Genomic DNA, 21,355 nt, shown 5'->3' with positions numbered 1-21,355 from the left:
GTGAAGACCTCCGAAGCCCCAGTCGCTCGCTTATAAGCGGTCGACAGTGGATCGACGGTGAAGACCTCCGAAGCCCCAGTCGCGAGGACTCGCGCGACTCGGTGCGCTCCTCAGTCGCTCGTTTCACTCGCTCCCTGCGGTGCTTCCGTCGCCGTGCTTCGCCCTCGCGACTGCCCCTTTGAGTCCCGCCCGCACCGCGACCGCCCCTCACACCCCCCCAACCTCGTCGGTCACTCTCCGCTTCGCTCCGAGTGACCGACTCCCTCGCGCGTGCTGCTCGGCCGCGGGGCGGCCTCGCAGGCACGCGCCGCTGCCGAATTCTTATAAATGCGTGAGCTCGATTCCGTCATTTCTCTGCCGATCAGACCCGCTCGTCGAGCACCATCTCGTCGCCGTGCCGGACTTCGACTCGCTCGGCGACCGACGCCTCGTCGAACTCGACGTCGACTTCGTACGGGTGGTCCTGACCGATGTCGCTGCATCCGCTCTCCTCGTAGTCGGGGTCGTCTTCCGTCGTCAACCGGAGTCGGAGGGCGGCGTCGGCCGGTTCCGCCTCGACCAGCGCGACGCGGTAGCACTCGCGCGAGCCGTCGAGCAGACGCCCTCTGACCGTGATCCGAGCCGGATCCGCGTCGAGCGCTCGGTGCAGTTCCGCGGCGTCCTGTGGTCCCGGCTCCGCGGACCGGAACTCGCCGGTGTGCTCGCGGCGAAGCGTCACCTCGGCGCCGTCGATACTCTCCGGGTCGTCGCCCCACGGCGGCACCGAACAGCCAGCGAGGGAAGCGGTCGAGACGGCGGTCGCGGTCGCGAGGAGGGCTCGGCGGAGCATACGGGAGAACCGCCCGGCGGTCGGTGTAAGCTTTGTATCAGTAGAACCACCTGATCGATCGTTTCATACAGATGGCACGTCTCACGGTAACACGTATGAGCGACGATCGAATTCCCGTCACCGTCCTCAGCGGCTACCTCGGCGCCGGGAAGACGACGATGGTGAACCACCTGCTCGCGAACCCCGGCGACAGGCGGATCGCCGTCATCTTAAACGACATGGGCGAGGTGAACGTCGACGCCGAGCTCGTCGCGCGCGAGAACGACGAGGAGGGGATCGTCGACCTCTCGAACGGCTGCATCTGCTGTCGGCTGCAGGACGACCTGCTGAGCGAGGCGGCCGCGCTCGCCGAATCGAGGGAGTTCGACTACCTCCTCGTCGAGTCGTCGGGGATCTCCGAGCCGATCCCGATCGCGCGGGCGTTCACCGAGGGGACCGAGGACTCCGAGATCGACCCGACGGAACGCTTCCGGCTCGACACGATGGTGACCGTCCTCGACACCTACGGGTTCTGGAAGGAGTTCGACGCGGGCGAGAGCCTCCCGGGCGACGGGGAGCCGGCCGCGGACCGCCCCCTCGCCGACGTGCTCGTCGAGGGGATCGAGTTCTGCGACGTCCTCGTGTTGAACAAGACGGACATGGTCCCCGACGACGTGCTCGACGAGATCGAGTCGGTCGCGGACCGGCTCGGGCCGCGGGCTACGCGGATCCGGACCAGCTACTCAGAGGTGGACCCGGACGACGTGCTCGACACCGGTCGGTTCGACTTCGAGACCGCCAAGCGGTCGCCGGGCTGGAAGCGCGCGATCGCCGAGAGCGAGGGGGAGGAGGAATCGGCGGGCGATCACCACGACCACGCCGAGGGCGCCGCCGCGGCCCACGGCGTCGACTCGTTCGTCTACCGCTCCGCCGACGCCCTCGACCCGGAGCCGTTCGCGGCGTGGCTCGACGACTGGGACGGCGCCGTCGTGCGGGCGAAGGGCGTCGCGAACGTCGCGGGCACCGACGAGGTGATCGGCGTGAGCCAGGCCGGCCCCTCGGTACAGGCGGGGCCGATCGGCGAGTGGAGCCCAGACGGCGACCGGCGTACGCGGCTCGTGTTCATCGGTAGTGAAATGGACGAAGCGCGGATCCGCGGGGAGCTCGACGACCTCGCGGCGGCGGACCCGGACGCGGTCGAGAGCGCGGAGGCCTTCCCGCTCTGACCCGGCCCGGCCGATCGGTCCGCGTCAGATACCCAGTTCTGACTGCAGGTCGTCCCACTCCTCGTGAAACCCGTGCGTCGACTCGGTCTCCGCGCCGACCGCCGACTGGTAGACGTCGTCGTACTTCAGCAGTTCGCCCCACCCGTCGTGGAAGGCCCAGTTACAGTACTTGCACATACGGGCCGAAACGCCCGGAACCGACATACCGGTTTCGGCGGTCGGGGGTCCGGCCTCGCGAGCGCCGGCGAGAGCGCGTCTTCGTCGCCGCCGACAGAGTGAACCGGGTTCGAGACATATGGTACCTATCGACGCGGATCGGCCGCAAAGAATCTCACTATGGTTACATACAGGCGAGGCGGACACGTCCAGAGCGACGACGAAGCGGTCGAACGGCGCTGTGAGCACTGCGGCTGGCACTGCGTCGCCGACGGGTATCCGGAGCTCATCTCTCGGTACCAGTCGCACCTCCGGGCGGAACACCCGAAGGCGTGGCTCCGGGCGTGACGACCGTCGGGGGTTGAAAAATTCGGACCGGCGACGGCGAGGCGAAGCCTCGGCGGTTCAGGGCTCGAGCAGGACCTTCGTGACGCCCTCCTCGCGGGCGTCGAACGCCTCGTACATCTCCGGCGCCTCGTCGAGGTTGACGCGGTGCGAGACGACCCAGCTCGGGTCCGCGCGTCCCTCGATGATCATGTCGCGGAGGTACCGGTTGTACGACTTGACGTTACACTGACCCGTTCCGCACTTCAGCCCCTTCTCGAAGAACTTCCCGAAGTCGATCCCGAGTCGGCCCTGTGCGGCCATGTCGTCGGGCGCGCCCGGGTCCTCCGGCACGTACAGACCGGGGATGCCGAGCTCGCCGGTCGGTCGGACGACGCGGATGAGGTTGTTGATCACGACCGCCGGGTTCTCCTTGGCCGGCTGGTAGGAGTAGTCCTCGGTGTCGGTGTCGACGTCCTCGGGGTCGGTCGCCTGGTACCCGACGGCGTCGACCCCTTTGTCGACCATCCCGCCGTGTTCCTCGATGATCTGGTCGACCGGATCGCCCTCGGAGAAGTCGATGGCGGTGGCGTCGCAATGGTCCTCGGCCAGTTCGAGGCGGCTCGGCACTTGGTCGACGACGTAGATCTCGGCCGCGCCCTTGATCTTCGCGCTGTAGGCGGCCATCAGCCCGACCGGGCCGGCCCCGAAGATGGCGACCGACTCGCCGGGCTGGAGGTTCGCCAGCTCCGTGCCGTGCCAGCCGGTCGGGAAGATGTCCGCGAGCAGCGAGAACGCGTCCTCGTGCTCCCGTCCCTCGGGGAGTTTCAGGGCGTTGTGGTCGGCGTACGGGACGCGCAGTTTCTCGGCCTGTCCGCCCGGATACGGGCCCATGGCGACGTAGCCGTACGCGCCGCCCGCGAAGCCGGGGTTGACGTTGGTACAGAAGCCGGTGTACCCTTCTTCGCAGTTCTGACAGAACCCACAGGAGACGTTGAACGGCATCACGACGCGGTCCCCCTCTTCCAGCGTCGAGACGGCCTCGCCGACCTCCGAGACGATGCCCATGTTCTCGTGGCCGAACACGATCCCCTCTTCCGCCGCGGTCCGACCCTCGTACATGTGGAGGTCGGAGCCGCAGATACACGAGGTCGTGATGTCGACCACGACGTCGTTCGGATGTTCGATCTGCGGGTCATCTACCTCTTCGACGGCCACGTCGTACGGGCCCTGATATACGACTGCTCTCATGGTGTGATCCGAGTGAACGATCGATGCCGAGTATTCTAAATGTTTTTACGTTATAGTATACTGTTAATAAATTGAGTAATAGTTTAATTACCTGTCGAGTCGTGCGCCGGCTCTCGCGGGCGACGAGGGGCGCGGCCGCTTCGGTCGATCCACCGAGCGAACCGCCCGAGTTCGGTCTAGCTTCCGTAATGACTATGGCCGGCCCCGAGGAACCGGGAGGTATGGACTGGCCACACGACCCCGACGGCGAACAGGGGAGCGAGGGCATGCGGCAGTACGGGCACGCGGTGCTCGCGAAGAAGATCGACGAGGAGGAGGACTTCCCGCTGTCGGCCGCCGACTACGTCGAGCAGTACGGGGATCACCCGATCCGGATCGACTTCGAGACGGTCGTCTCCGTCGAAGAGATCTTCGAGAACGTCGACAAAGAGGAGTTCGCGGACTTCGTCGAGTTCCACCAAGAGCTCGGGCGCGCGATGCGCGAGAACGGCTACTGGTTCTACGAGGGCGCCGAGCAGTTCGTCGACGGGAGCGCCTGAGCCGCGTCCCTCTTTTCAGCGCCGGTTCGCACGCCCTCCCGAGCCGCCGGCTCTCACCGGCTCTCGCCCGCGACCGCCTCCCGGTTGCGGATCTCGATCCGGCCCTCGACCTCCGGGTCGATCCCGCGCTCGCGGGCGTAGTCGGCCAGCACCTCGTACTGGATGTCGGCCTCGTCCACCCGGTGTCGCTGCGCGAGCGTCGGGAACTCGTGGTCGGAGTGCAGCAGGTACTCCGAGACGGCGACCGTGTAGCGCGCGTCGGGGTCGATCGGCTCGCCGCCGACGGTGGCCTCCAGGATCAGCTCGGCGTCGGCGTCCCAGACGACCCGCGCGTTCGAGACGTGGCCGTGCCACCAGTGGTCCTCGCCGAAGTCGACGTCGGGCGCGGCCATCTCGCGGAGCACGTCGCGCAGCTCGGCACCGGTAACGGACGCGAGCGCAACCGGCTCCTCGAACGGGATCAGGCTGATCAGGTCCGCCTTCGTCACCCCGCCGACCCACGGGTCGCCCTGCCGGAGCCCGCCGGCGTTCGAGAGCCCCACGTCGGCGTCGAGCACCCAGCGGAAGGCGTCCGCAACGAAGTTGCCGACGCGGCACTCCCCGCCGTGAACGACCGGACCGGTCCGCTCGATCGGGTCGTCGACGCGGTCGACGACCTCGTCCAGATCCGCGGCGGCCATCCGCTCTTCGAGCGCGGCCTCGAGCCCGTCGACGGGGTCGGCGCCGTCGGGCTCGTGGAGTGTCGCGGTGGGGACCGGGGGCTCGTCGTCGTTCCCCGCCTCGGCGCTCCCCGCCCCACCGAGAGTGACCTCGACGACGGACTCGCCGTTCACTCCGGGGCGGACCAAGAGGGTGTCCGCGACGCGCTCGTTGCGCGGGCTGTGGACGTGGCCGCCGAGGACCACGTCGACGTCGAGCTCGCGAGCGAGGTCGCCGTCGCCCGCACCGAGGTGCGAGAGGACGACGGCGTAATCGAGCTCGTCGCCGCGCTCCGCGACATCGGCGTGCATCTGGGCGAGCGCGTTCCGCGCGGCGGCGACGGGCTCGTCGAAGGAGAGCTCGGCAGCCATCGGGTTCAGCGAGTCGGTGGCGGGGTCGGTGACGCCGACGAATCCGACGGTTGCGCCGTCGATCGGGCGGACCGTCCACGGGACGACGCCCTCGTCGCGGCCGAAGGGGTCGCCGTTCTCGTCGCGGACGTTCGCGGAGACGAACGTCGCGGTGGCGTCGTCGACGAGCCCGCGGAGGGGGTCCGGGCCGTAGTCGAACTCGTGATTGCCGAACGTGTCGAGAAGCGTGTCGGTCGCGGCGTAGAAGTCGAGTATCTGCCGACCGGTCGCGACCAGCGAGAGGACGCCGGGAGCGGTGGTGTCGCCGGTGGCGACGACGGCGGCGTCGGGACCGGAGAGGTCGCGGATCCGGCCGGCGAGGCGGGCGGCCCGTTCGGGGGCGTCGAAGACGTTCTCGATATCGGAGTAGTGAACGAGACGGACCATTCGATGTCGGAACGAACGGGCGACCGACGCTTAAAAAACGCGGAGTCGCAGCGACGGTCGACGATCGGCTCGACGCGGTCGGATTGGCGGTGGTCCGGTGACGAGGCGTCGAGCGACGGCGAGAGCCCCGTGATCCCCGCTCGCACACGCGCAGGACATTGAAAGCGCTTTTATGGGTGTCCGGACTACGTCGGGTCACAGCCTCTGTGGGGTTGATGATGTGCCGTTCCGATAGGGACCGACCACGGGACGGACACGCGAGCCCGCACGGAGGACAGGTGAATAACACATGCCCGTTTACGTAGACTACGACACCCCAGCCGACCTCGCCGAGCGATCGCTCGAGGCACTCGAGGTCGCCCGAGACACCGGTACCGTGAAGAAAGGAACCAACGAGACCACGAAGGCCGTCGAACGCGGCAACGCTGACCTCGTCATCGTCGCCGAAGACGTCTCCCCCGAGGAGATCGTGATGCACCTCCCCGAACTCGCCGAGGAGAAGGGCATCCCGGTCGTCTTCGTCGACACCCAGGACGAAGTCGGCCACGCCGCCGGTCTCGAAGTCGGTTCGGCCGCCGCCGCCGTCGTCGACGCCGGCGACGCCGACGACGACGTCGAGGACATCGGCGAGAAGGTCGCGGAGCTCCGATAACCACCCATGAGCGCAGAAGAGGGCACCGGCGACTCGACGACCGCGGAGGTCATCGAGGTCGTCGGCAAGACCGGGATGCACGGCGAGGCCATGCAGGTCAAATGCCGCATCCAGGAAGGATCGAACCAGGGCCGGATCATCACCCGGAACGTCCTGGGCCCCGTCCGCATGGGCGACGTGCTCCAGCTCCGGGAGACCCAGCGCGACGCCGACTCCATCGGAGGGCGATAACCAATGGTCGAGACACGCACCTGCGACTACACCGGCGAAGAGATCGAGCCCGGCACGGGCACGATGTACGTCAAGAAGGACGGACAGATCCTCCACTTCGTCGACTCGAAGGCGGAGAAGAACTACTTCCTCGGCCGCGAGGCGCGCGACCTCGAGTGGACCGAGGAAGGGCGCAATCAGGGTGGCGAGTAGATGAGTCACCACGACGAGCGCACCTTCGTGATGGTCAAGCCCGACGGCGTGCAGCGCGGCCTCATCGGTGAGATCGTCTCCCGATTCGAGGAGCGCGGTCTGAAGCTCGTCGGCGGCAAGTTCATGCGGATCGACGAGGAGCTCGCCCACGAGCACTACGGCGAGCACGAGGACAAGCCGTTCTTCGACGGCCTCGTCGAGTTCATCACCTCCGGCCCCGTCTTCGCGATGGTGTGGGAGGGCGCGGACGCGACCCGACAGGTCCGCGCGATGGTCGGTGAGACCGACCCCGCCGAGTCCGCCCCGGGCACGATCCGCGGCGACTTCGGCTTAGACCTCGGCCACAACGTGATCCACGCGTCGGACCACGAGGACGAGGGCGCCAACGAGCGCGAGATCGACCTGTTCTTCGACGAGGACGAGCTCGTCGACTACGGCCTCGACACCGCCGCGTGGGTGTACGAGGACGAGCAGCACTGAACGGCGACGCGGTTTCCGCTTTCGTATTTGTTTTCGCGTGTTCCGCGCTCGGGAGCGGTAGCTATTCCGACACACCTCGTTTCCGGTGAAATTGCCACTGAAATTCGGAGACTGGGACGGGTTCCGACCCAGTAGCGACTCATAAATCGTCCGTGAGGAGCGCTGACCCGGTCAGTCGGACAGCGCGGTGACTCGGCCGTCGTCGGCGACGACGAGCACCTCGGCGCTTCCGTCGCCGGTCGCGTCCGCGAACAGCGGCCCCGCGTACACGACGGCGCCGCCGACGTCGCCGCGGGCGATCGCCTCGCCGTTCTGGTTGAGCGCGAGCGCGCCCCCGTTCTGGTTCACCACGACCGGACCCGGGGAGCCGTCGCCGTCGACGTCGGCGACGCCGGGCGCGTTCACTCGCGTGTCGCCGCCGTACTGCTGTTTCCAGACGACTTCGCCGTCGAGGAGGTCGACCGCCCAGACGCTGCCGCTCCCGCCGACGTACACCCGACCGGGGTCCGCGTCGCCGACGGTGACGGGCAGGTCCTGCAGTCCGACATCGTAGCGGCTGCCGCCGTCGGCGACGTCGATCGTCTCCAGGTTGCCGTTCGCGCCGCCGAGTGCGAGCACCGGACCGCTCCGCGTGTCCGCCGCGGTCCAGCTCAGCGGCGTGACCGACGGGGTCGCCGTCCACTGCGCCTCGCCGTCAGCGTCGAGCAGGCTGATGGAGTGGTCGCCGTCAGCCGCGGTCGCGACGGCGAGCCCGCGGTCGATTTCGTCGCCGTCGTCGCCTGCCTCGTCACCGCTGCCGCCGGCCGCGCCGAAGTCGACCGCGAGCGGTCGCCGCTCTACCGGTGCGTCGAGGTCCGTCTCGAAGACCGTCTCGCCGGAGGCGTCGACGGCTCGGACTCGTCCGTCGGTCGTGACCGCGGCGACCTCGCCGTCGCCGTCCCCGTCGAGGTCGCCGATCGCGGGCCGGAGCCCGCCCGGACCACCCAGATCGACGGTGACCCGCTCGGTGCCGTCGGTCGGGTCGAGGACGACGAGGGCGCCCGTCTCAGTGGTGAACGCGACCGCTTCCGCGCCGTCGAGCTCGCCGGTGACCAGCCCGCTCGTCGCCGGGGGGTCGGCGCCGGTACTCTCGTCGGTGCCGTCGGTCCCGGAGCCGCCGGTCCCGCCGCCCTCCCCGACCGCCGTCCGCCACTCCACGTCGCCGCCCACCGCGGTGGCCCGTATCGTCCGGGTCTCGTCCTCGACCGTCGACTGGAGGACGAGCGGGTCGCCGTCCATGGTGGCGACGACCGCGCCGGTGCCGTCGTCGCCCGCGACGGGGTCGGACTCCCAGACGACTTCGGCGTCGATCGTCGCGTCGTCGACGCCGACGAACGCGAAGAGCGCGACGCTGACACCGGTCGCGCCGCCGGCCAACAGAATCAGACTCGCGAACAGAACGCGGCGGTCCATTACCGTTCGGTTCGGTCGGCGGCGTGATACCGCTGTCGGATGCAGCGGGGCGGGCAGGGTTGGCGGCGGAGAGGCCGAGCGGGGACGCCTGGCGGCGGAGAGGCCGAGCGGGGACGCCTGGCGGCGGAGAGCTGCCTACAGGAGCGTGTCGACGCGGTCCGCGTGCTCCGAGCCGACGCGGTCGCGGAGCGCGTCGAGGTCGCGTTCGCCGTCGACGTTCACGAGGTACGCCGCGCCGTCCGGACCTCCGTACGCGCCGTGGAAGTCGTAGACGAAGCCGTACACGTCGGCGTCGGCCGCCTCGTCGGTCTCGCGGGCGATCGCCACCTGCTCGTGGACGTTGTACTCGACGAGCCGGTTCCTGACGCTGGGGCCCTCCTCGGCGGCCGTTTCGGCCCCGGTTTCGCCGTCCCTCCCGAGCGCGTCGAGGCCCGCCTCGACGATCGGCATGAGCTCTTCCACGTCGGCCCTGACCCCGGGTTCCCTGGGGAGGTCCCCGGTCCGAACCGCGGAGAGGGCCGCGCCGACCGCGCCGCACCCGGTGTGCCCGACGACCGCGAGCGCGTCCGTGTCGGTGTAGGCGAGCGGGTACGCGACGCTGCCGTCGAGCACGCGCTCGCCGTCGACCCGGTCGCTCACGCGGTTGCCGATGTTGCCGGCGGTGAACAGAAACCCCGGGCGGTCGACCGCCCACATGCCCTCCTGAGAGACGCGGGAGTCCGAACAGCAGACAGAGACGACCGGGGGACGCTGGCCGTCGCGACGGGCGGCGAGGTCGGCGGCGGCCGCGGACGAGACGTGTTCGTCGTTGCGGTCGAGGAGATCGACGAGGAGATCTCGGTTCATACCCGTCGACCCGCCCCCGTGTTTAAAAAGGAGGCGAACAGGGCGAGAATCGGGAGCGGAACGCGACGGACCGGCCGGGCGGCTATCAAACGACCAGGCCGACGATCTGCACGAGGAATCCGACGACGAAGACGGCGAGGAGGGCGATCGTCGCCACCACCACCGCGGGCGCGAGGACTTCTTCGTCCTGGTCGAGCACGATCGACTCCATGTCTTTCATGCGAATTCGGTCGGTTCGACGGGATTTGAACGCTTCGCTCGAGGGCCCTCGGCTCGGGCCGGCGCCGGAGACGACCGGATCCGCGTCTCTGTCCGGCGCTGAAGGGAAGCTTCATTTACCTCTCGACGGACCGTGCGGACGGATGAGCTACGGAGGGCGGCTGACTACCGGGCGTCGGGGGAAGCGGCGATGACGAACGGCGACGCGGCTGACGGAGGGCCACGGGGGTCGATCGCCGACGCGACCGACGCGACCGACGCGACCGACGCGACCGACGCGACCGACGCGACCGACGCGACCGACGCGACCGACGAGTCGTCGGAGACGGCGGGCGGCGCTGACCCGGCGGCCGGGTTGAGGGTCGCTGACGAGTCGGCAGCCCGGTCCGCTGCCGGCGCGCTCGTCGTCGTCTGCGGGCTTCCCGGCGCCGGCAAGACCACGGTGGCAGAGCGGATCGCCGACCACGTCGACGGCGAGATCGTCCGGACCGACGTGATCCGTAAAGAGCTGTTCGACGATCCGACGTACAGCGACGCGGAGACCGAGGCCGTCTACGCGGAGCTGATCGACCGCGCTCGCGACCGCGTCGCCGGCGGCGACGCCGTGGTCCTCGACGCGACGTTCGCGGACGCCCGGTTCCGCGCCGACGCCCGCCAGGCGGGCGAGCGCGTCGCGGACGGCTTCACGCTCGTCGAAGTCGCGTGCGACGAGCGAGTCGTCGAGCGCCGGATCGAGCGGCGCGACGGGATCAGCGACGCGGACTTCGACGTCCACCTCCGCTTCAAAGAGCGGTTCGACCGGATCGAGACCGACCACGTCGTCGTCGACAACTCCGGCGATCAGGCGGAGACGTTCGCGCAGGTCGACGCCGCGTTCGGCGGGGCGGCGCCCGACGGCGACTGAGCGCGGGCGACGGCCGACTCGTCGCCCGATCCCGGCGCTTCACGCACACTGTGAACGTGTCGCACGAGACACGCGCACACGGGTCTCCCATCACTTATACGCGCGACCGTCATACTACCTGTATGAGCGAAGAATCAGGGCGTCGGAACCTCCGAATGCCCTCGGACGACGAAGTGTTCGCCGTGGTGACGGAACACCTCGGCGGGAACCACGTGCGACTGCGCTGCGTCGACGGCGAGACGCGAATGGGCCGGATCCCCGGCCGCATGAAGTACCGGACGTGGATCAGCGAGGGCGACGTCGTGCTCGCGGAGCCGTGGGACTGGCAGGACGAGAAGGCGAACGTCGAGTGGCGGTACGACGAGGACGACGCGGACCAGCTCCGGCGCGAAGGCCACATCCAGTAACACCGCGACGCGGTACCGCTTCCCCTCCTGTCGCACAGCGTTCGAGGCGTTTTCTGCGAACGAACGAGAGACGACTCCAGTTTATAAATAGCGAACGGCGGCGCCGATTTAGATAGGCGTCTCCGCTCCGCTATCGGCTGAACTCGATCGCCGCGCCCTGCCCGAAGCCGACGCAGAGGGTCGCGAGTCCGCGGTCGGCGTCGCGCTTCTGCATCTCGTGGAGCAGCGTCACGGGGAGCCGCGCGCCGGAGGCGCCGAGCGGGTGACCGATGGCGATAGCGCCGCCGTTGACGTTGAAGATGTCCTCGTCGATACCGAGCTCGCGCCGGGAGTACTCGCACTGGGAGGCGAACGCCTCGTTGAGCTCCACGAGGTCGTAGTCGTCGATGGTCCGGCCGGCCCGGTCGAGGAGACCGCGGGTCGCCGGCACCGGGCCGATCCCCATCACGGTCGGATCGACGCCGGCGACCGCGTTCGTGCCGACCTCTGCGAGCACCTCGAGCCCGTGGTCTTCCGCGAACGCCTTGCTCGTGACGAGCGTCAGCGACGCGCCGTCGGATATCTGCGAGGAGTTCCCCGCGGTCACGGTGCCGTCGCCGGTGAAGGCGGGCGAGAGCCCGGCGAGCTTCTCGGCCGTCGTGTCCGGGCGGATCCCCTCGTCCGCCTCGACGAGCCCGTCGTCGGTCTCCACGGGGACGATCTCGTCGTCGAACCGGCCCGACTCGGTCGCCTCCGCGGCGCGCTGGTGGCTCCGGGCGGCGTACTCGTCCTGCGCCTCGCGGCTCACGCCGTGCTCCTCGGCGACCTTCTCGGCGGTCATCCCCATCTGGAGCTGGAAGATGTTGTACCGCTCCGACAGCTCGGGGTGGAGGTGTTCGTAGGAGTCGCCGTCCATCGGAACGCGGCTCATGTTCTCGACGCCGCCGGCGATAATGCAGTCGCGGTTCCCGGCCGCGATCGCGTCCGACGCGGAGATGATCGCCTGCATGGACGAGGCGCACCAGCGGTTGATCGAGGTGGCGGGCACCGACTCCCCGAGGTCCGAGAGGAGCGCGATGACCCGCGCGACGTTGTTGTCCTGCTCGGTGCGCTGCTGAGCGACGCCCCACATCAGGTCGTCGACGTGGTCGCTCGTCAGCCCCGTCTCCGCGAGCGTGTGGTCGATGAGGCGCGTCGAGAGGTCCTCGCTGCGGACGTCCGCGTAGACGCCCCCGTCGCGTCCCTGCGGCGTTCGGTAGGCGGCAGCGATCACCGGAGTGGTCTCGTCTGTCATGAACGATCACTGGCCGGTCAGGGACTTAAAACGGCGTGGAACCAGAGGGAATCCGACCGGAGTTTATCGTTTATCTGTCGAGGAGGTTCTCGCCCGTCATCTCGTCGGGCCGGTCGATCCCGATCAGGTCGACGAGCGTCGGAGCGATGTCGCAGAGCGAGCCCCCCTCGCGGACCTCGCGTCCGCCGTCGTCGCCGTCGGGCGTCAGGTAGACGAACGGGACCGGGTTGAACGTGTGTGCGGTGTGGGGGTCGGCGAGGGTACCCATGTCGTCCGCGTTGCCGTGGTCGGCGGTCACGACCGCGTGACCGCCCGCGTCGGCGACCGCGTCGAGGAGCCGGTCGAGCTGCGCGTCCACCGCCTCGACCGCCTCGACCGCCGCGTCGAAGTCGCCGGTGTGGCCCACCATGTCTGGGTTCGCGTAGTTCAACACCAGCAGGTCGGGGTCCGCCGCCTCGATGATCCCGACCGCCTCGTCGGTCACTTCGGGGGCCGACATCTCCGGCCGGAGGTCGTAGGTCGGCACGTCCGGGCTCTTGACGATCTTCCGCCGCTCGCCCGGGAACTTCACCTCGCGGCCGCCGTTGAGGAAGTAGGTCACGTGCGGGTACTTCTCCGACTCGGCGATCCGGAGCTGGGTCAGCCCGGCGTCGGAGACGGCCTCACCGATGGTGTTCTCCGGGTTCTGCGGCGGGAACGCCACCGGGAACTCGAACGTCTCGTCGTACTCGGTCATGGTGGTCATGCGGATCTCCGGCTGGTCCAGATCGAACGCCCAGTCCGGGCGCGTGTCGGTGAGCATCCGGACCAGCTGCCGGGCGCGGTCCGCCCGGAAGTTGAAGAAGACGACGGCGTCGCCGTCATCGAGCTTGCCTCGATGGCTCGATGAGGTTTGCTCATCGGCGTCGTCGAGGGCGGGTTCGCCCTCGACCAGCGTCGGCTCGATGAACTCATCGGTCTCGCCGCGGGCGTGGGCCGCCGTCGCGGCCTCGACGGCCGACTCTGCCTCGTGCGGGGCCTCGCGCCCGACGATCGCGTCGTACGCCTTCTTCGTCCGCTCCCAGTTCTCGTCGCGGTCCATCGCGTGGTACCGACCCATCACGGTCGCGACGTGCCCGGTCCCGCGCTCGTCCGCCTTCGCCGTCACGTCCGCGAGGAACTCGTCGGCGATCTCCGGGGCTGTGTCCCGGCCGTCCGTGAACGCGTGCGTCGTCGCCGGCACGCCGGCGTCGGCGGCGGCGTCGATCAGCGCGAGCAGGTGCTGGACGTCGGAGTGGACGCCGCCGTCGGAGACGAGCCCCATGAAGTGGACCCGCCCGCCGGTCGACTCGACGTGGTCGAGCGCGTCCGCGATCGCGTCGTTGTCCGAGAGCGACCCCTCCGCGAGCGCGTCCGTGATCCGGGTGTACGCCTGCTTGACGACTCGGCCCGCGCCGATGTTCAGGTGGCCGACCTCGGAGTTCCCCATCTGGCCTTCGGGGAGCCCCACCCGCCGGCCGTGGACCACCAGTCGCCCGTCCGCGCCGCGTTCGGTCGCGGCGTCGAACGCCGGCGTGTCGGCCGCCGCGACCGCGTCGCGGCCCGCANGGTCGACCGGTTCGCCGTCCCCGCCGTCGCCCGCTCCGCCGCCGAGACCCCATCCGTCGAGGATGATGAGCGCCGTTTGCATACCCACCGTTCCCGGCGGCGGGGTAACTACCCTTCGCTCCGGGCGACCGCTGCGAGGGAGCGACGCGGCCGCGCGGCCGGCGGAGTGACCGCCCGCCGGAGGTCGATCGGACCGTCCCCCGTAAGTCAGCCTTTTCAGTGCCCGACGCTAACCATACGTTAATGGACTCCGCGGTACTGCTCGATCTCCTCGGGAACGAGAACCGGCGGCGCATCCTCCGGCTGCTCGCGACCAAGCCCTGTTACGTGACGGAGATCTCGGAGTACCTCGACGTGAGCCCGAAGGCGGTGATCGACCACCTGCGGAAGCTGGAGGAGGCGGGCCTCATCGAGTCGACCACCGACGACCAGCGCCGCAAGTACTTCCGTATCGCGCGGAGCCTCCGGCTGGAGGTGAGCGTCTCGCCGTACGGCTTCGGCGCGAAGAGCGCGTACCCCGCGAAGAACAGCTTCGACATGGCGGGACGGTGTCAGCACCTCTCGATAGAGACCCCGGACAGCCCCGCCTCGTCGAGCGATCTGTCCGACCTCGCCGGCGAGTACGGTCGGCTTCAGGACCTCGATCGGGAGCTCTCGCTGGCTCAGCGGTGGGTGCAGGGCCGCGTGGAGGACACGCTGGCGGAGATCGACGAGCGGCTCGGTACCGAGTCCGACAGCCGCTTTTTCGCGGCGGTCCTCGCCGCGCTGGTCGAGACCGACGGCACCCCGGCGGCCGTCGCCGACGAGGTCGGCGCCCGCGAAGCGACGGTCGCCGACGCCCTGCGGCGGCTCGCCGACGTCGGTGTGGTCGCCCGCGACGGGTCCGCCGACGTGGACCGCTTCCGGATCCGGTGAGACTCGCCCCCGAGGGCGGCGCGGGTCCCTGCACGGCCGGCCGCTTCCGGAACCTTTTGGCGCGCTCCCGGGAGAGGTCGGTGCGTGAGCCGAACACGGAACCTCGCGTTGTTTCTCGTCCTCGCCGCGGTGTGGGGCTCGGCGTTCATGGCGATCAACGCCGGGCTGGCGTACTTCCCGCCGGTGCTGTTCGCCGCGTTCCGGTTCGACATCGCGGGGGTCGTCATGCTCGCGTACGCGGCGTACGTCGTCGACGACCCGATCCCGCGGGGGCGCGATGAGTGGACCACCGTCGCCGTCGGCGCGACGCTGATCATCGCCGCCTACCACGCGTTCCTCTTCGTCGGCGAGAGCGACCCCGCCGTGACGAGCGCGGTCGCGGCCGTCATCGTCAGCCTCTCGCCCGTCCTGACGACCGTCTTCGCGCGCGCCTTCCTCCCCTCGGAGCGGCTGACGGTCGTCGGCGTGGTCGGGCTCGTCGTCGGGCTCTTGGGCGCGGTCGTGCTGGCCGCGCCGGACCCGAGCAACCTCGCCGGCGGCGGCACGGTACCGAAGCTGCTCGTGTTGCTGGCGGCCGCGTCGTTCGCGCTCGGGTCGGTGCTCACCCGCGCGTCCGACGACGACCTCCCGATCGAGACGATGGAGGCGTGGTCGATGCTGCTCGGCGCGCTCCTCACGCACCTGCTGTCGCTCGCACTCGGCGAGTCAATCGCCGAGGTCACGTGGACCGCGGAGGCGGTGCTCGCGCTCGGGTACCTCTCGGTCGTCGCCAGCGGGCTCGGCTTCCTCATCTACTTCGACCTGCTCGACCGGCTCGGGCCGATCGAGATCAACCTCGTCTCGTACGTCGCGCCGGTGTTCGCCGCGGTCTCCGGGTGGGTGTTCCTGAGCGAGGCGATCACCCTCAACACCGTCGCCGGCTTCCTGATCATCTGCGTCGGCTTCGCGCTGGTGAAGCGGACGGCGTTCAGGGACGCGCTACGCGAGTACGGCGTCGTCGGGTGACCGATTCAAAAGACACGTCAACGTGTCTCATGGCCGGGGTGGTTTTTATACCCGCCGATGAGACGGGAGGGTATGTTCCCCGAGACCATCGAGACGGACCGACTACGGTTGGAACCGGGATGGCCCGAGCGCGTCGACCTCGACGACTGCTACCGGATCTGCTCGTCGGACCCCGGGATCGACGAGGTGACGGAGCACGTAACGTGGGACCCCCACGAGACGAAGAAGGAGACGCTCGAGTTCCTCGAACGCGGCCGCGAGCGGTGGGAGGACGGGGAGGCGGCTGGCTACGTCATCCGCCCCCGCGAGGGGGAGGACGGCGCCGGCGAGATCGCGGGCTTCGGCGGCTTCTCGGTCGACTGGGAGAAACGGACCGCCGTTCTGGGGACGTGGCTCCGCAAGCGGTTCTGGGGCCGCGGCTACTCGGGCGAGCGCGCCGCGGCGCTCGCCGAGGTCGCCTTCGCGGACCTCGACCTCGACCTCGTCGCCGTCAGCCACCTCCCCGAGAACGAGCAGTCGCAGCGGGCGATCGAGAAGTACGTGGACCGGCTCGGCGGGCGACGAGAGGGGCTGTTGCGGAACCAGATCAGCTTCCTAGACGGGAGCGTCCACGACGAGGTCCGGTACTCGATCTCGCAGGGCGAGTGGCGCGACGCGACCAAGTAGCCGGGAGCCGGCAAGGAACCGAGGACGACGGTTGAACCGAGGGCGACGGTTGAACCGAGGGCGACGGTTGAACCGAGGGCCGAACGCGTGCGGCCCGAAGCGCACCGAGGCAACAAGCACTTACGACAGCCGAAACGACTCCGAGCACATGTCTGTCCCCGAACAATCCAACAGCACGAGCGGAATTGTCGGCGGCGCGGCGGGCGGCGCCGTTGCGTACGTCCTCGGCTATCTCGTCGTGTACGTCACGCAGGGCGACCGGATCGAGGAGGGGCTCTCCGGGATCAACTTCTTCGCCGACCTGTTCGGCGGCGACCCGATATCCACGTGGCAGGCCGCGGGGTGGATGTTCTACAACGCCCACTTCGTCGACATCAACGCTCCCTCCCTGATCGGCGGCGCGCAGTCGGCGAACCTCCTCACGCAGGGCGAGGGCGGGTCGCTTCTGTTCGTCCTCCCCCCGCTCCTGCTCCTCGTCGCCGGCGTCGTCGCCGGTCGAACGGCCGGCGCGTCCGACCCGACCGAGGGGGCGAAGGCCGGCGCGTTCGTCCTCGCCGGCTACCTCCCGCTCGCGGTGATCGGGGCGTTCCTGTTCCGGTACGCCGTCGGCGACGGGACCGTGGCGCCGGACCTCGTCACGGCCGTGTTACTCACCGGCGCCGTCTACCCGGCGGTCTTCGGCGCGGTCGGCGGCGCCGCCTCGTCGCTGCTGAGCGACTGAGTCCGAACGGAACCGGTACGCCGCGACGCCCCCCGTTTCGCACCGGTCCCGTCTCCGCGGCGCTCTCAGTACTCCGCGTCCTCTGGGTCGAGTCGGTCGCCGTACTCCCGCGCCGGGTCGACCGGCCGGCCCTCGTCGGTCTCGGGTGCGACGTAGTCGATGAACGCCTCGACGTCCGGCTCCCGGACGCGGACCTCGACGTTTATCTCACCGACCTCGTCCGGCTCGCCGACCGCGAAGTTGACGACGCCCTCGAACGCCGCCTGCTTCTTCAGCGAGAAGTCGAACCCCGCGTCGGTGCTGTTCTGTAAGAACACCCGACGGGCCGTGTCGAGGATCTCCTGTTCGTGGAGCACGTCGGAGAAGGCGTCGAGCGTGTGCGCCTCGGCGACCAGCGCCCCGTTCTCGTGGACGGGCTCCGCGTCGGGGAACACGTTCCGGACCGCGTCGGCGACTCGGTCGGTCACCTCGGTGTCGCGGACGGGGGCCTCGATGCGGACGTCGACGCTGTAGATCACGAGCCGTCACCCCCGGCGTTCGCAGTGGCCGGGTCCGCGTCGGGGTCGGAACCGTGCTCGGTGTCGGTGACGCCGAGCACCTCTCGGACCCGGCTTCGGAACGCCGCCAGCGTCCCGGTGTTGTCGATCTCGACGTCGGCCCGGTCAAGCGTCTCGCCGAGGCCGAGGTCGATCTCGCGGGCGTCGCGCTCCCGGAGGGCCTCTAAGTCGGAGTCGGAGTCGTCGCGACCGCGGTCGTCGAGCCGCTCGGCGCGGAGCTCGAAGGGCGCGCGGACTGCGACCAGCGTGAAGTCGTCGCCGAAGGCCTCTCGGAAGCGCTCCAGTTCGACGGTCGAGCGGAGCCCGTCGACGAGGACGGTGTCGCCGTCGCCCTCGGCCGCCGCCTCGCGGATCCGCGGAAGCGTCCGGGCGGCGATCGCGTCGTCGCCCTCCTCCTCGCGGAGCGCGCCGGCGATCCGGCCGTGGTGTTCGGCCGGGTCGAGCCCGCGTCGGCGGCACTCCGTCCGGATCACGTCCCCCATGACGACGACCGGGATCCCCGCCTCCTCGGCCACGTTCGCCGCCTCCCCCTTCCCGCTGCCGGGGAGGCCGACGGTTCCGATAACGTTCATTAGTGGCGGTTAGTCCCGTGTCGGACTTAGGTCTGCTGTTGGGGCGTCGACGTCGGCGCGAACCGTCGGCGTTTTTGTCGCTGGGTGAGAGAAGTCGGAGTGAGGGCACATAGCTCAGCCCGGATAGAGCGTCGGACTTCTAATCCGACGGTCGTGGGTTCGAATCCCACTGTGCCCGTACAGCGAGGCGCGCAGCGACGAGCGAACCGACACGCGGGGGATTCGAACCCTGGAAGTCGCAGCGGCCGAGCGAAGCGAGGCCGACCGTCTTCCTCCGGTATGAATCCCACTGTGCCCGTTCGCAACCGTCTATTTGGATCATCTCGTCGGAAGAACCGCGAAAACGCTTCTCGAACCGAATCGCGGCGTCTCCTAGCGGCCACTGACCGGCGACGCTCGGATTTCTCCGAGCCGTCGAAGGCCCCCAACCGGGTTTATACCTGTCTCCTCAGTCCGCCACGCTCGGTGTCCCCAAGTACTCCTCGTTGAGTTCGTACTCGCCGTCGTCGTTCTCGATCAGGTACTCGCCGTAGTAGGGCACCCGATTCGCCACCACCGCCTCGAACGTCTCGGCGATCTCGTCGCGGGTCATCTCGCCCATCGACCGGAGGTCGTCGTTACGATTGAGACAGCCTTTTAAATACCCCTCGTGGGTGACCCGGACGCGTCCGCAGTTCGCACAGAAGTCCTCGTTCTCGACGGGGTCGACGATCTCGACCATGCCGCCGGCCCCGTCGTCGCCGTCCTCGCCCACGAAGTACCGCTTCCGGTCGTGCATCTCGCGGTGCTCGACGCGGTCCGCCTTCCCGGCGAGCCAGTCGTGGACGCGCCCGATGTCGACGTTCCACTCCGGCTTCCCGGTCAGCTCCGGCATGTACTGGATGAGCTGGAGCTGGAGCCCTTCGTTGTCGGCGACGTGCTCGACCATCTCCTCGACGTAGCCCGCGGTGTGCGTGAACACGACCATGTTCAGCTTCACGGGGTCGAGCCCGGCGTCGACGGCGGCCTTGACGCCCTCCAGCACGCGCTCGTAGGCGCCGGACTTGGTCACCTCGGCGAAGTCGTCCGGGTCGAGCGCGTCCTGCGAGACGTTCACGCGGTCGAGCCCGACCGCCTTCAGGGCCTCGGCGCGACCGGGGAGGAACGTCCCGTTGGTGGTCATCGACACCTCCATCGAGTCGGGCGTGCGCTCGACGATCTCCTCGAGGTCCTGCCGGAGCATGGGCTCGCCGCCGGTGAACTTCACCGAGTCGACGCCGTACCCCTCGACGACCTCCAGGAAGCGGACCACGTCGTCGGTGCTCATCTCGTCGTCGCTCGGCTCCATCGGGCCCCGCGTGTCGCCTAACCCCTCGTTGTGACAGTAGACGCAGTCGAAGTTACACCGGTCGGTGAGCGAGATTCGCACCCCCGTCACCTCTCGTCCGAAGTCGTCCGCGAGTGGGCCGGCCATGTCCGAACGAAGCCACCGCGTTCGCTTAAATATCTGGGTCGATCGTGACCGAGCGTAACGGTGCGTAGTTACGTTCCGATCGCGGGTTACCCCCGGTCTGCGATCGCGATCCGGAGCCCGTCGCTGGCGATCTCGACGTCCCCGTCGAACCCGGCATCACGGACGCTCCGGGCCATTTCGCGCTCTCGGCCGCCGGTGTGGGGGTAGAGGTGCGAGCACAGCAGCGTGTCGATATCGGTGCCCGCGAGCGACTTCCCCAGTTGCGTGGGGTTCGGGTGGTTCGACACGTCGGTCCCGTCCGGAAACGAGCAGTCGTGGACCAGCAGGTCGCTCCCGTCCGCGAACGACGCCATGCCCGCGAACGCCTCCGTGTCCCCCGAGAGCGTGAGCGGTCCCACCGCGGGATCGGCGTCGGCGCTCGGCGGCGAGAACCGGTAGGCGAACCCGTCCATCGAGTGGCGCGTCTCGCGGGCCGTCACGTCGAACCCGGCGGCGGCGAAGGGGCGCGCCGTCGACACCTCCCGGACCGCCAGATCGATCCGCCCGTCGAGGTACTCGTGGACTTCAAGGAGGCCGTCAAGGACCGATTTTGTTCCCGCGGGACCGACGACCTCCAAGTGCTCCTCGCCGGCGAGCCACCGGGCCTTTAGCAGCGGGAGAAGCGCCGCGACGTGGTCGAGGTGGTGGTGCGTCAGCAGGACGGTCGAGACCCCCTCGTAGCCGGTCTCGGTGGCCGCCAACCGCTGGAGGACGCCGCTGCCGCAGTCGACGAGCAGGGAGCGGTCGCCGTCGTCGAGGAGGTAGCCGGCCTGCACGCGGTCCGGGACCGGCATCGCGCTGCCGGACCCGAGGACGGTGAGTTCCATGTCGGGTTTCCGTGCGTCCAGCCACCTAACCTACTTGATCAGGAACACCGGTACGGTCGCGTCGTCGGCCACGCGGTCGGAAACGCTGCCGAGCGACCGGATCCGCTCGCGGGGCGACTTCCCCTCCGGACTCATCACGATCACGTCGATCCCGTGCTCGTCGGCGTAGTCGACGATTTCGGTGTCCGGCGTTCCCTCCACGACGTGCGTCTCGACGTCGACGTCCGCCTCGGCGGCGCGGTCGGCGACCGCGTCGACCGCCGCTTCCCCCTGCGACTCGAGGTCGGCGACGACCTCGTCGTGGAGCTCGCCGGAGCTCGCGGTGGCGATGCGCCGGTCGACGACGTACAGCGCGTGGATCGTCGCGTCGTGGTCGGTCGCCAGTCGGACGGCGTGATCGAGCGCACGGTCGACCGCCTCGCTTCCGTCGGTCGGCACCAGCAGATCGTCGTACATGAGAGCCCGTTCGATCCGGTGACAAATAACGGTACGCCCGATCGGTCGCTCGCTGAGAACGCGACCGGGCGGACCGCCTCCGCTTCGGCGGCGTGACAACC

At 69.2% G+C, this 21,355-nt stretch carries 27 protein-coding genes and 1 tRNA gene; 14 read left to right on the top strand and 14 right to left on the bottom strand.

The window, feature by feature from the left end; all coding sequences use genetic code 11:
- Window positions 1-361: 361 nt before the first annotated feature.
- Window positions 362-829: a hypothetical protein gene (locus C468_RS07530; RefSeq protein WP_008848294.1), complete on the bottom strand. Its 468-nt coding sequence runs from the start codon at window positions 827-829 to the stop codon at window positions 362-364.
- 95 nt (window positions 830-924) lie between these two features.
- Between C468_RS07530 and C468_RS07525 the strand changes: the two genes are divergently transcribed.
- On the top strand, window positions 925-2,034 hold the full coding sequence (locus tag C468_RS07525) for a CobW family GTP-binding protein (protein ID WP_008848293.1): 1,110 nt from the start codon (window positions 925-927) through the stop codon (window positions 2,032-2,034).
- A 24-nt stretch (window positions 2,035-2,058) separates the two neighbouring features.
- On the opposite strand, the gene C468_RS18570 is transcribed toward C468_RS07525, so the two are convergent.
- Window positions 2,059-2,211, bottom strand: a complete 153-nt coding sequence (locus C468_RS18570; protein ID WP_008848292.1) for a hypothetical protein — start codon at window positions 2,209-2,211, stop codon at window positions 2,059-2,061.
- 159 nt (window positions 2,212-2,370) lie between these two features.
- On the opposite strand from C468_RS18570, the gene C468_RS18565 reads away from it, so the two are divergent.
- On the top strand, window positions 2,371-2,538 hold the full coding sequence (locus C468_RS18565; protein ID WP_008848291.1) for a hypothetical protein: 168 nt from the start codon (window positions 2,371-2,373) through the stop codon (window positions 2,536-2,538).
- Window positions 2,539-2,595: 57 nt separating this feature from the next.
- Here C468_RS18565 and C468_RS07520 read toward each other — a convergent pair whose 3' ends face one another.
- Window positions 2,596-3,765, bottom strand: coding sequence for a glutathione-independent formaldehyde dehydrogenase (locus tag C468_RS07520; RefSeq protein WP_008848290.1), 1,170 nt, complete (start codon window positions 3,763-3,765; stop codon window positions 2,596-2,598).
- Between the two features lie 221 nt (window positions 3,766-3,986).
- Between C468_RS07520 and C468_RS07515 the strand changes: the two genes are divergently transcribed.
- On the top strand, window positions 3,987-4,304 hold the full coding sequence (locus C468_RS07515) for a DUF5785 family protein (RefSeq protein ID WP_008848289.1): 318 nt from the start codon (window positions 3,987-3,989) through the stop codon (window positions 4,302-4,304).
- A gap of 53 nt (window positions 4,305-4,357) precedes the next feature.
- Here C468_RS07515 and C468_RS07510 read toward each other — a convergent pair whose 3' ends face one another.
- Complete coding sequence (locus tag C468_RS07510) at window positions 4,358-5,800, bottom strand: bifunctional metallophosphatase/5'-nucleotidase (protein WP_008848288.1); 1,443 nt, start codon at window positions 5,798-5,800, stop codon at window positions 4,358-4,360.
- A gap of 289 nt (window positions 5,801-6,089) precedes the next feature.
- On the opposite strand from C468_RS07510, the gene rpl7ae reads away from it, so the two are divergent.
- The 4 genes from rpl7ae to ndk are packed head-to-tail and all read left to right on the top strand — an operon-like array spanning window position 6,090 to window position 7,355.
- Window positions 6,090-6,452, top strand: a complete 363-nt coding sequence (gene rpl7ae / locus C468_RS07505; RefSeq protein WP_008848287.1) for a 50S ribosomal protein L7Ae — start codon at window positions 6,090-6,092, stop codon at window positions 6,450-6,452.
- A gap of 6 nt (window positions 6,453-6,458) precedes the next feature.
- A complete protein-coding gene (locus C468_RS07500; RefSeq protein WP_004046478.1) occupies window positions 6,459-6,683 on the top strand; it encodes a 30S ribosomal protein S28e in 225 nt (74 codons plus the stop codon).
- 3 nt (window positions 6,684-6,686) lie between these two features.
- Window positions 6,687-6,875, top strand: coding sequence for a 50S ribosomal protein L24e (locus tag C468_RS07495; protein ID WP_004046480.1), 189 nt, complete (start codon window positions 6,687-6,689; stop codon window positions 6,873-6,875).
- Complete coding sequence (ndk, locus tag C468_RS07490; protein ID WP_008848286.1) at window positions 6,876-7,355, top strand: nucleoside-diphosphate kinase; 480 nt, start codon at window positions 6,876-6,878, stop codon at window positions 7,353-7,355. It begins immediately after the preceding gene.
- A gap of 171 nt (window positions 7,356-7,526) precedes the next feature.
- Here the strand turns inward: ndk and C468_RS07485 are convergent, their stop codons facing one another.
- The 3 genes from C468_RS07485 to C468_RS19100 form a co-directional block, all read right to left on the bottom strand.
- The gene (locus tag C468_RS07485) at window positions 7,527-8,807 is read right to left on the bottom strand and encodes a PQQ-binding-like beta-propeller repeat protein (RefSeq protein WP_008848285.1); all 1,281 of its coding nucleotides are present in this window, start codon (window positions 8,805-8,807) and stop codon (window positions 7,527-7,529) included.
- Window positions 8,808-8,942: 135 nt separating this feature from the next.
- Window positions 8,943-9,653, bottom strand: coding sequence for a carbonic anhydrase (locus C468_RS07480; protein ID WP_008848284.1), 711 nt, complete (start codon window positions 9,651-9,653; stop codon window positions 8,943-8,945).
- Between the two features lie 85 nt (window positions 9,654-9,738).
- Window positions 9,739-9,873 carry a hypothetical protein gene (locus tag C468_RS19100; RefSeq protein WP_008848283.1) on the bottom strand — a complete coding sequence of 45 codons (135 nt, stop codon included), beginning with the start codon at window positions 9,871-9,873 and terminating at the stop codon, window positions 9,739-9,741.
- 189 nt (window positions 9,874-10,062) lie between these two features.
- Here C468_RS19100 and C468_RS07475 point away from each other — a divergent pair, with 189 nt between their 5' ends.
- Together C468_RS07475 and eif1A are read left to right on the top strand one after the other, a co-directional pair.
- A complete protein-coding gene (locus C468_RS07475) occupies window positions 10,063-10,776 on the top strand; it encodes an AAA family ATPase (protein ID WP_008848282.1) in 714 nt (237 codons plus the stop codon).
- Window positions 10,777-10,898: 122 nt separating this feature from the next.
- Entirely contained in the window at window positions 10,899-11,183 is a 285-nt protein-coding gene (eif1A, locus tag C468_RS07470; RefSeq protein WP_049912125.1) for a translation initiation factor eIF-1A, read from the top strand.
- Between the two features lie 130 nt (window positions 11,184-11,313).
- Here eif1A and C468_RS07465 read toward each other — a convergent pair whose 3' ends face one another.
- Window positions 11,314-12,456 carry a thiolase family protein gene (locus tag C468_RS07465; RefSeq protein ID WP_008848280.1) on the bottom strand — a complete coding sequence of 381 codons (1,143 nt, stop codon included), beginning with the start codon at window positions 12,454-12,456 and terminating at the stop codon, window positions 11,314-11,316.
- Window positions 12,457-12,526: 70 nt separating this feature from the next.
- Window positions 12,527-14,125 carry a 2,3-bisphosphoglycerate-independent phosphoglycerate mutase gene (gene gpmI / locus C468_RS07460; RefSeq protein ID WP_008848279.1) on the bottom strand — a complete coding sequence of 533 codons (1,599 nt, stop codon included), beginning with the start codon at window positions 14,123-14,125 and terminating at the stop codon, window positions 12,527-12,529.
- A 161-nt stretch (window positions 14,126-14,286) separates the two neighbouring features.
- Between gpmI and C468_RS07455 the strand changes: the two genes are divergently transcribed.
- The 4 genes from C468_RS07455 to C468_RS07440 all read left to right on the top strand — a co-directional run bounded on the left by C468_RS07455 (window position 14,287) and on the right by C468_RS07440 (window position 17,350).
- Window positions 14,287-14,958, top strand: coding sequence for an ArsR/SmtB family transcription factor (locus C468_RS07455; protein ID WP_008848278.1), 672 nt, complete (start codon window positions 14,287-14,289; stop codon window positions 14,956-14,958).
- 84 nt (window positions 14,959-15,042) lie between these two features.
- Window positions 15,043-15,963: a DMT family transporter gene (locus C468_RS07450; RefSeq protein ID WP_008848277.1), complete on the top strand. Its 921-nt coding sequence runs from the start codon at window positions 15,043-15,045 to the stop codon at window positions 15,961-15,963.
- 72 nt (window positions 15,964-16,035) lie between these two features.
- The gene (locus tag C468_RS07445; RefSeq protein WP_008848276.1) at window positions 16,036-16,629 is read left to right on the top strand and encodes a GNAT family N-acetyltransferase; all 594 of its coding nucleotides are present in this window, start codon (window positions 16,036-16,038) and stop codon (window positions 16,627-16,629) included.
- 148 nt (window positions 16,630-16,777) lie between these two features.
- A complete protein-coding gene (locus C468_RS07440; protein ID WP_008848275.1) occupies window positions 16,778-17,350 on the top strand; it encodes a hypothetical protein in 573 nt (190 codons plus the stop codon).
- A 65-nt stretch (window positions 17,351-17,415) separates the two neighbouring features.
- Here C468_RS07440 and C468_RS07435 read toward each other — a convergent pair whose 3' ends face one another.
- Together C468_RS07435 and C468_RS07430 are read right to left on the bottom strand one after the other, a co-directional pair.
- Window positions 17,416-17,868: an RNA-binding domain-containing protein gene (locus C468_RS07435; RefSeq protein WP_008848274.1), complete on the bottom strand. Its 453-nt coding sequence runs from the start codon at window positions 17,866-17,868 to the stop codon at window positions 17,416-17,418.
- Window positions 17,865-18,479 (bottom strand): AAA family ATPase, encoded by a 615-nt coding sequence (locus C468_RS07430; protein WP_008848273.1) that lies wholly within the window; start codon window positions 18,477-18,479, stop codon window positions 17,865-17,867. Before C468_RS07430 ends, C468_RS07435 begins: the two co-directional genes overlap by 4 nt.
- Window positions 18,480-18,582: 103 nt before the next feature.
- Here C468_RS07430 and C468_RS07425 point away from each other — a divergent pair.
- Window positions 18,583-18,657, top strand: a tRNA-Arg gene (locus C468_RS07425).
- A 270-nt stretch (window positions 18,658-18,927) separates the two neighbouring features.
- On the opposite strand, the gene moaA is transcribed toward C468_RS07425, so the two are convergent.
- From moaA to C468_RS07410, 3 genes are all read right to left on the bottom strand, one after another.
- Window positions 18,928-19,932 (bottom strand): GTP 3',8-cyclase MoaA, encoded by a 1,005-nt coding sequence (gene moaA, locus C468_RS07420; protein ID WP_008848272.1) that lies wholly within the window; start codon window positions 19,930-19,932, stop codon window positions 18,928-18,930.
- An 86-nt stretch (window positions 19,933-20,018) separates the two neighbouring features.
- On the bottom strand, window positions 20,019-20,798 hold the full coding sequence (locus C468_RS07415; protein ID WP_008848271.1) for an MBL fold metallo-hydrolase: 780 nt from the start codon (window positions 20,796-20,798) through the stop codon (window positions 20,019-20,021).
- Window positions 20,799-20,828: 30 nt separating this feature from the next.
- Window positions 20,829-21,254 (bottom strand): universal stress protein, encoded by a 426-nt coding sequence (locus C468_RS07410; protein ID WP_008848270.1) that lies wholly within the window; start codon window positions 21,252-21,254, stop codon window positions 20,829-20,831.
- Window positions 21,255-21,355 lie beyond the last annotated feature (101 nt).

The organism is Halorubrum kocurii JCM 14978, assembly GCF_000337355.1.
Classification (GTDB): domain Archaea; phylum Halobacteriota; class Halobacteria; order Halobacteriales; family Haloferacaceae; genus Halorubrum; species Halorubrum kocurii.
This window is presented reverse-complemented; position numbering and strand designations above follow the sequence as displayed.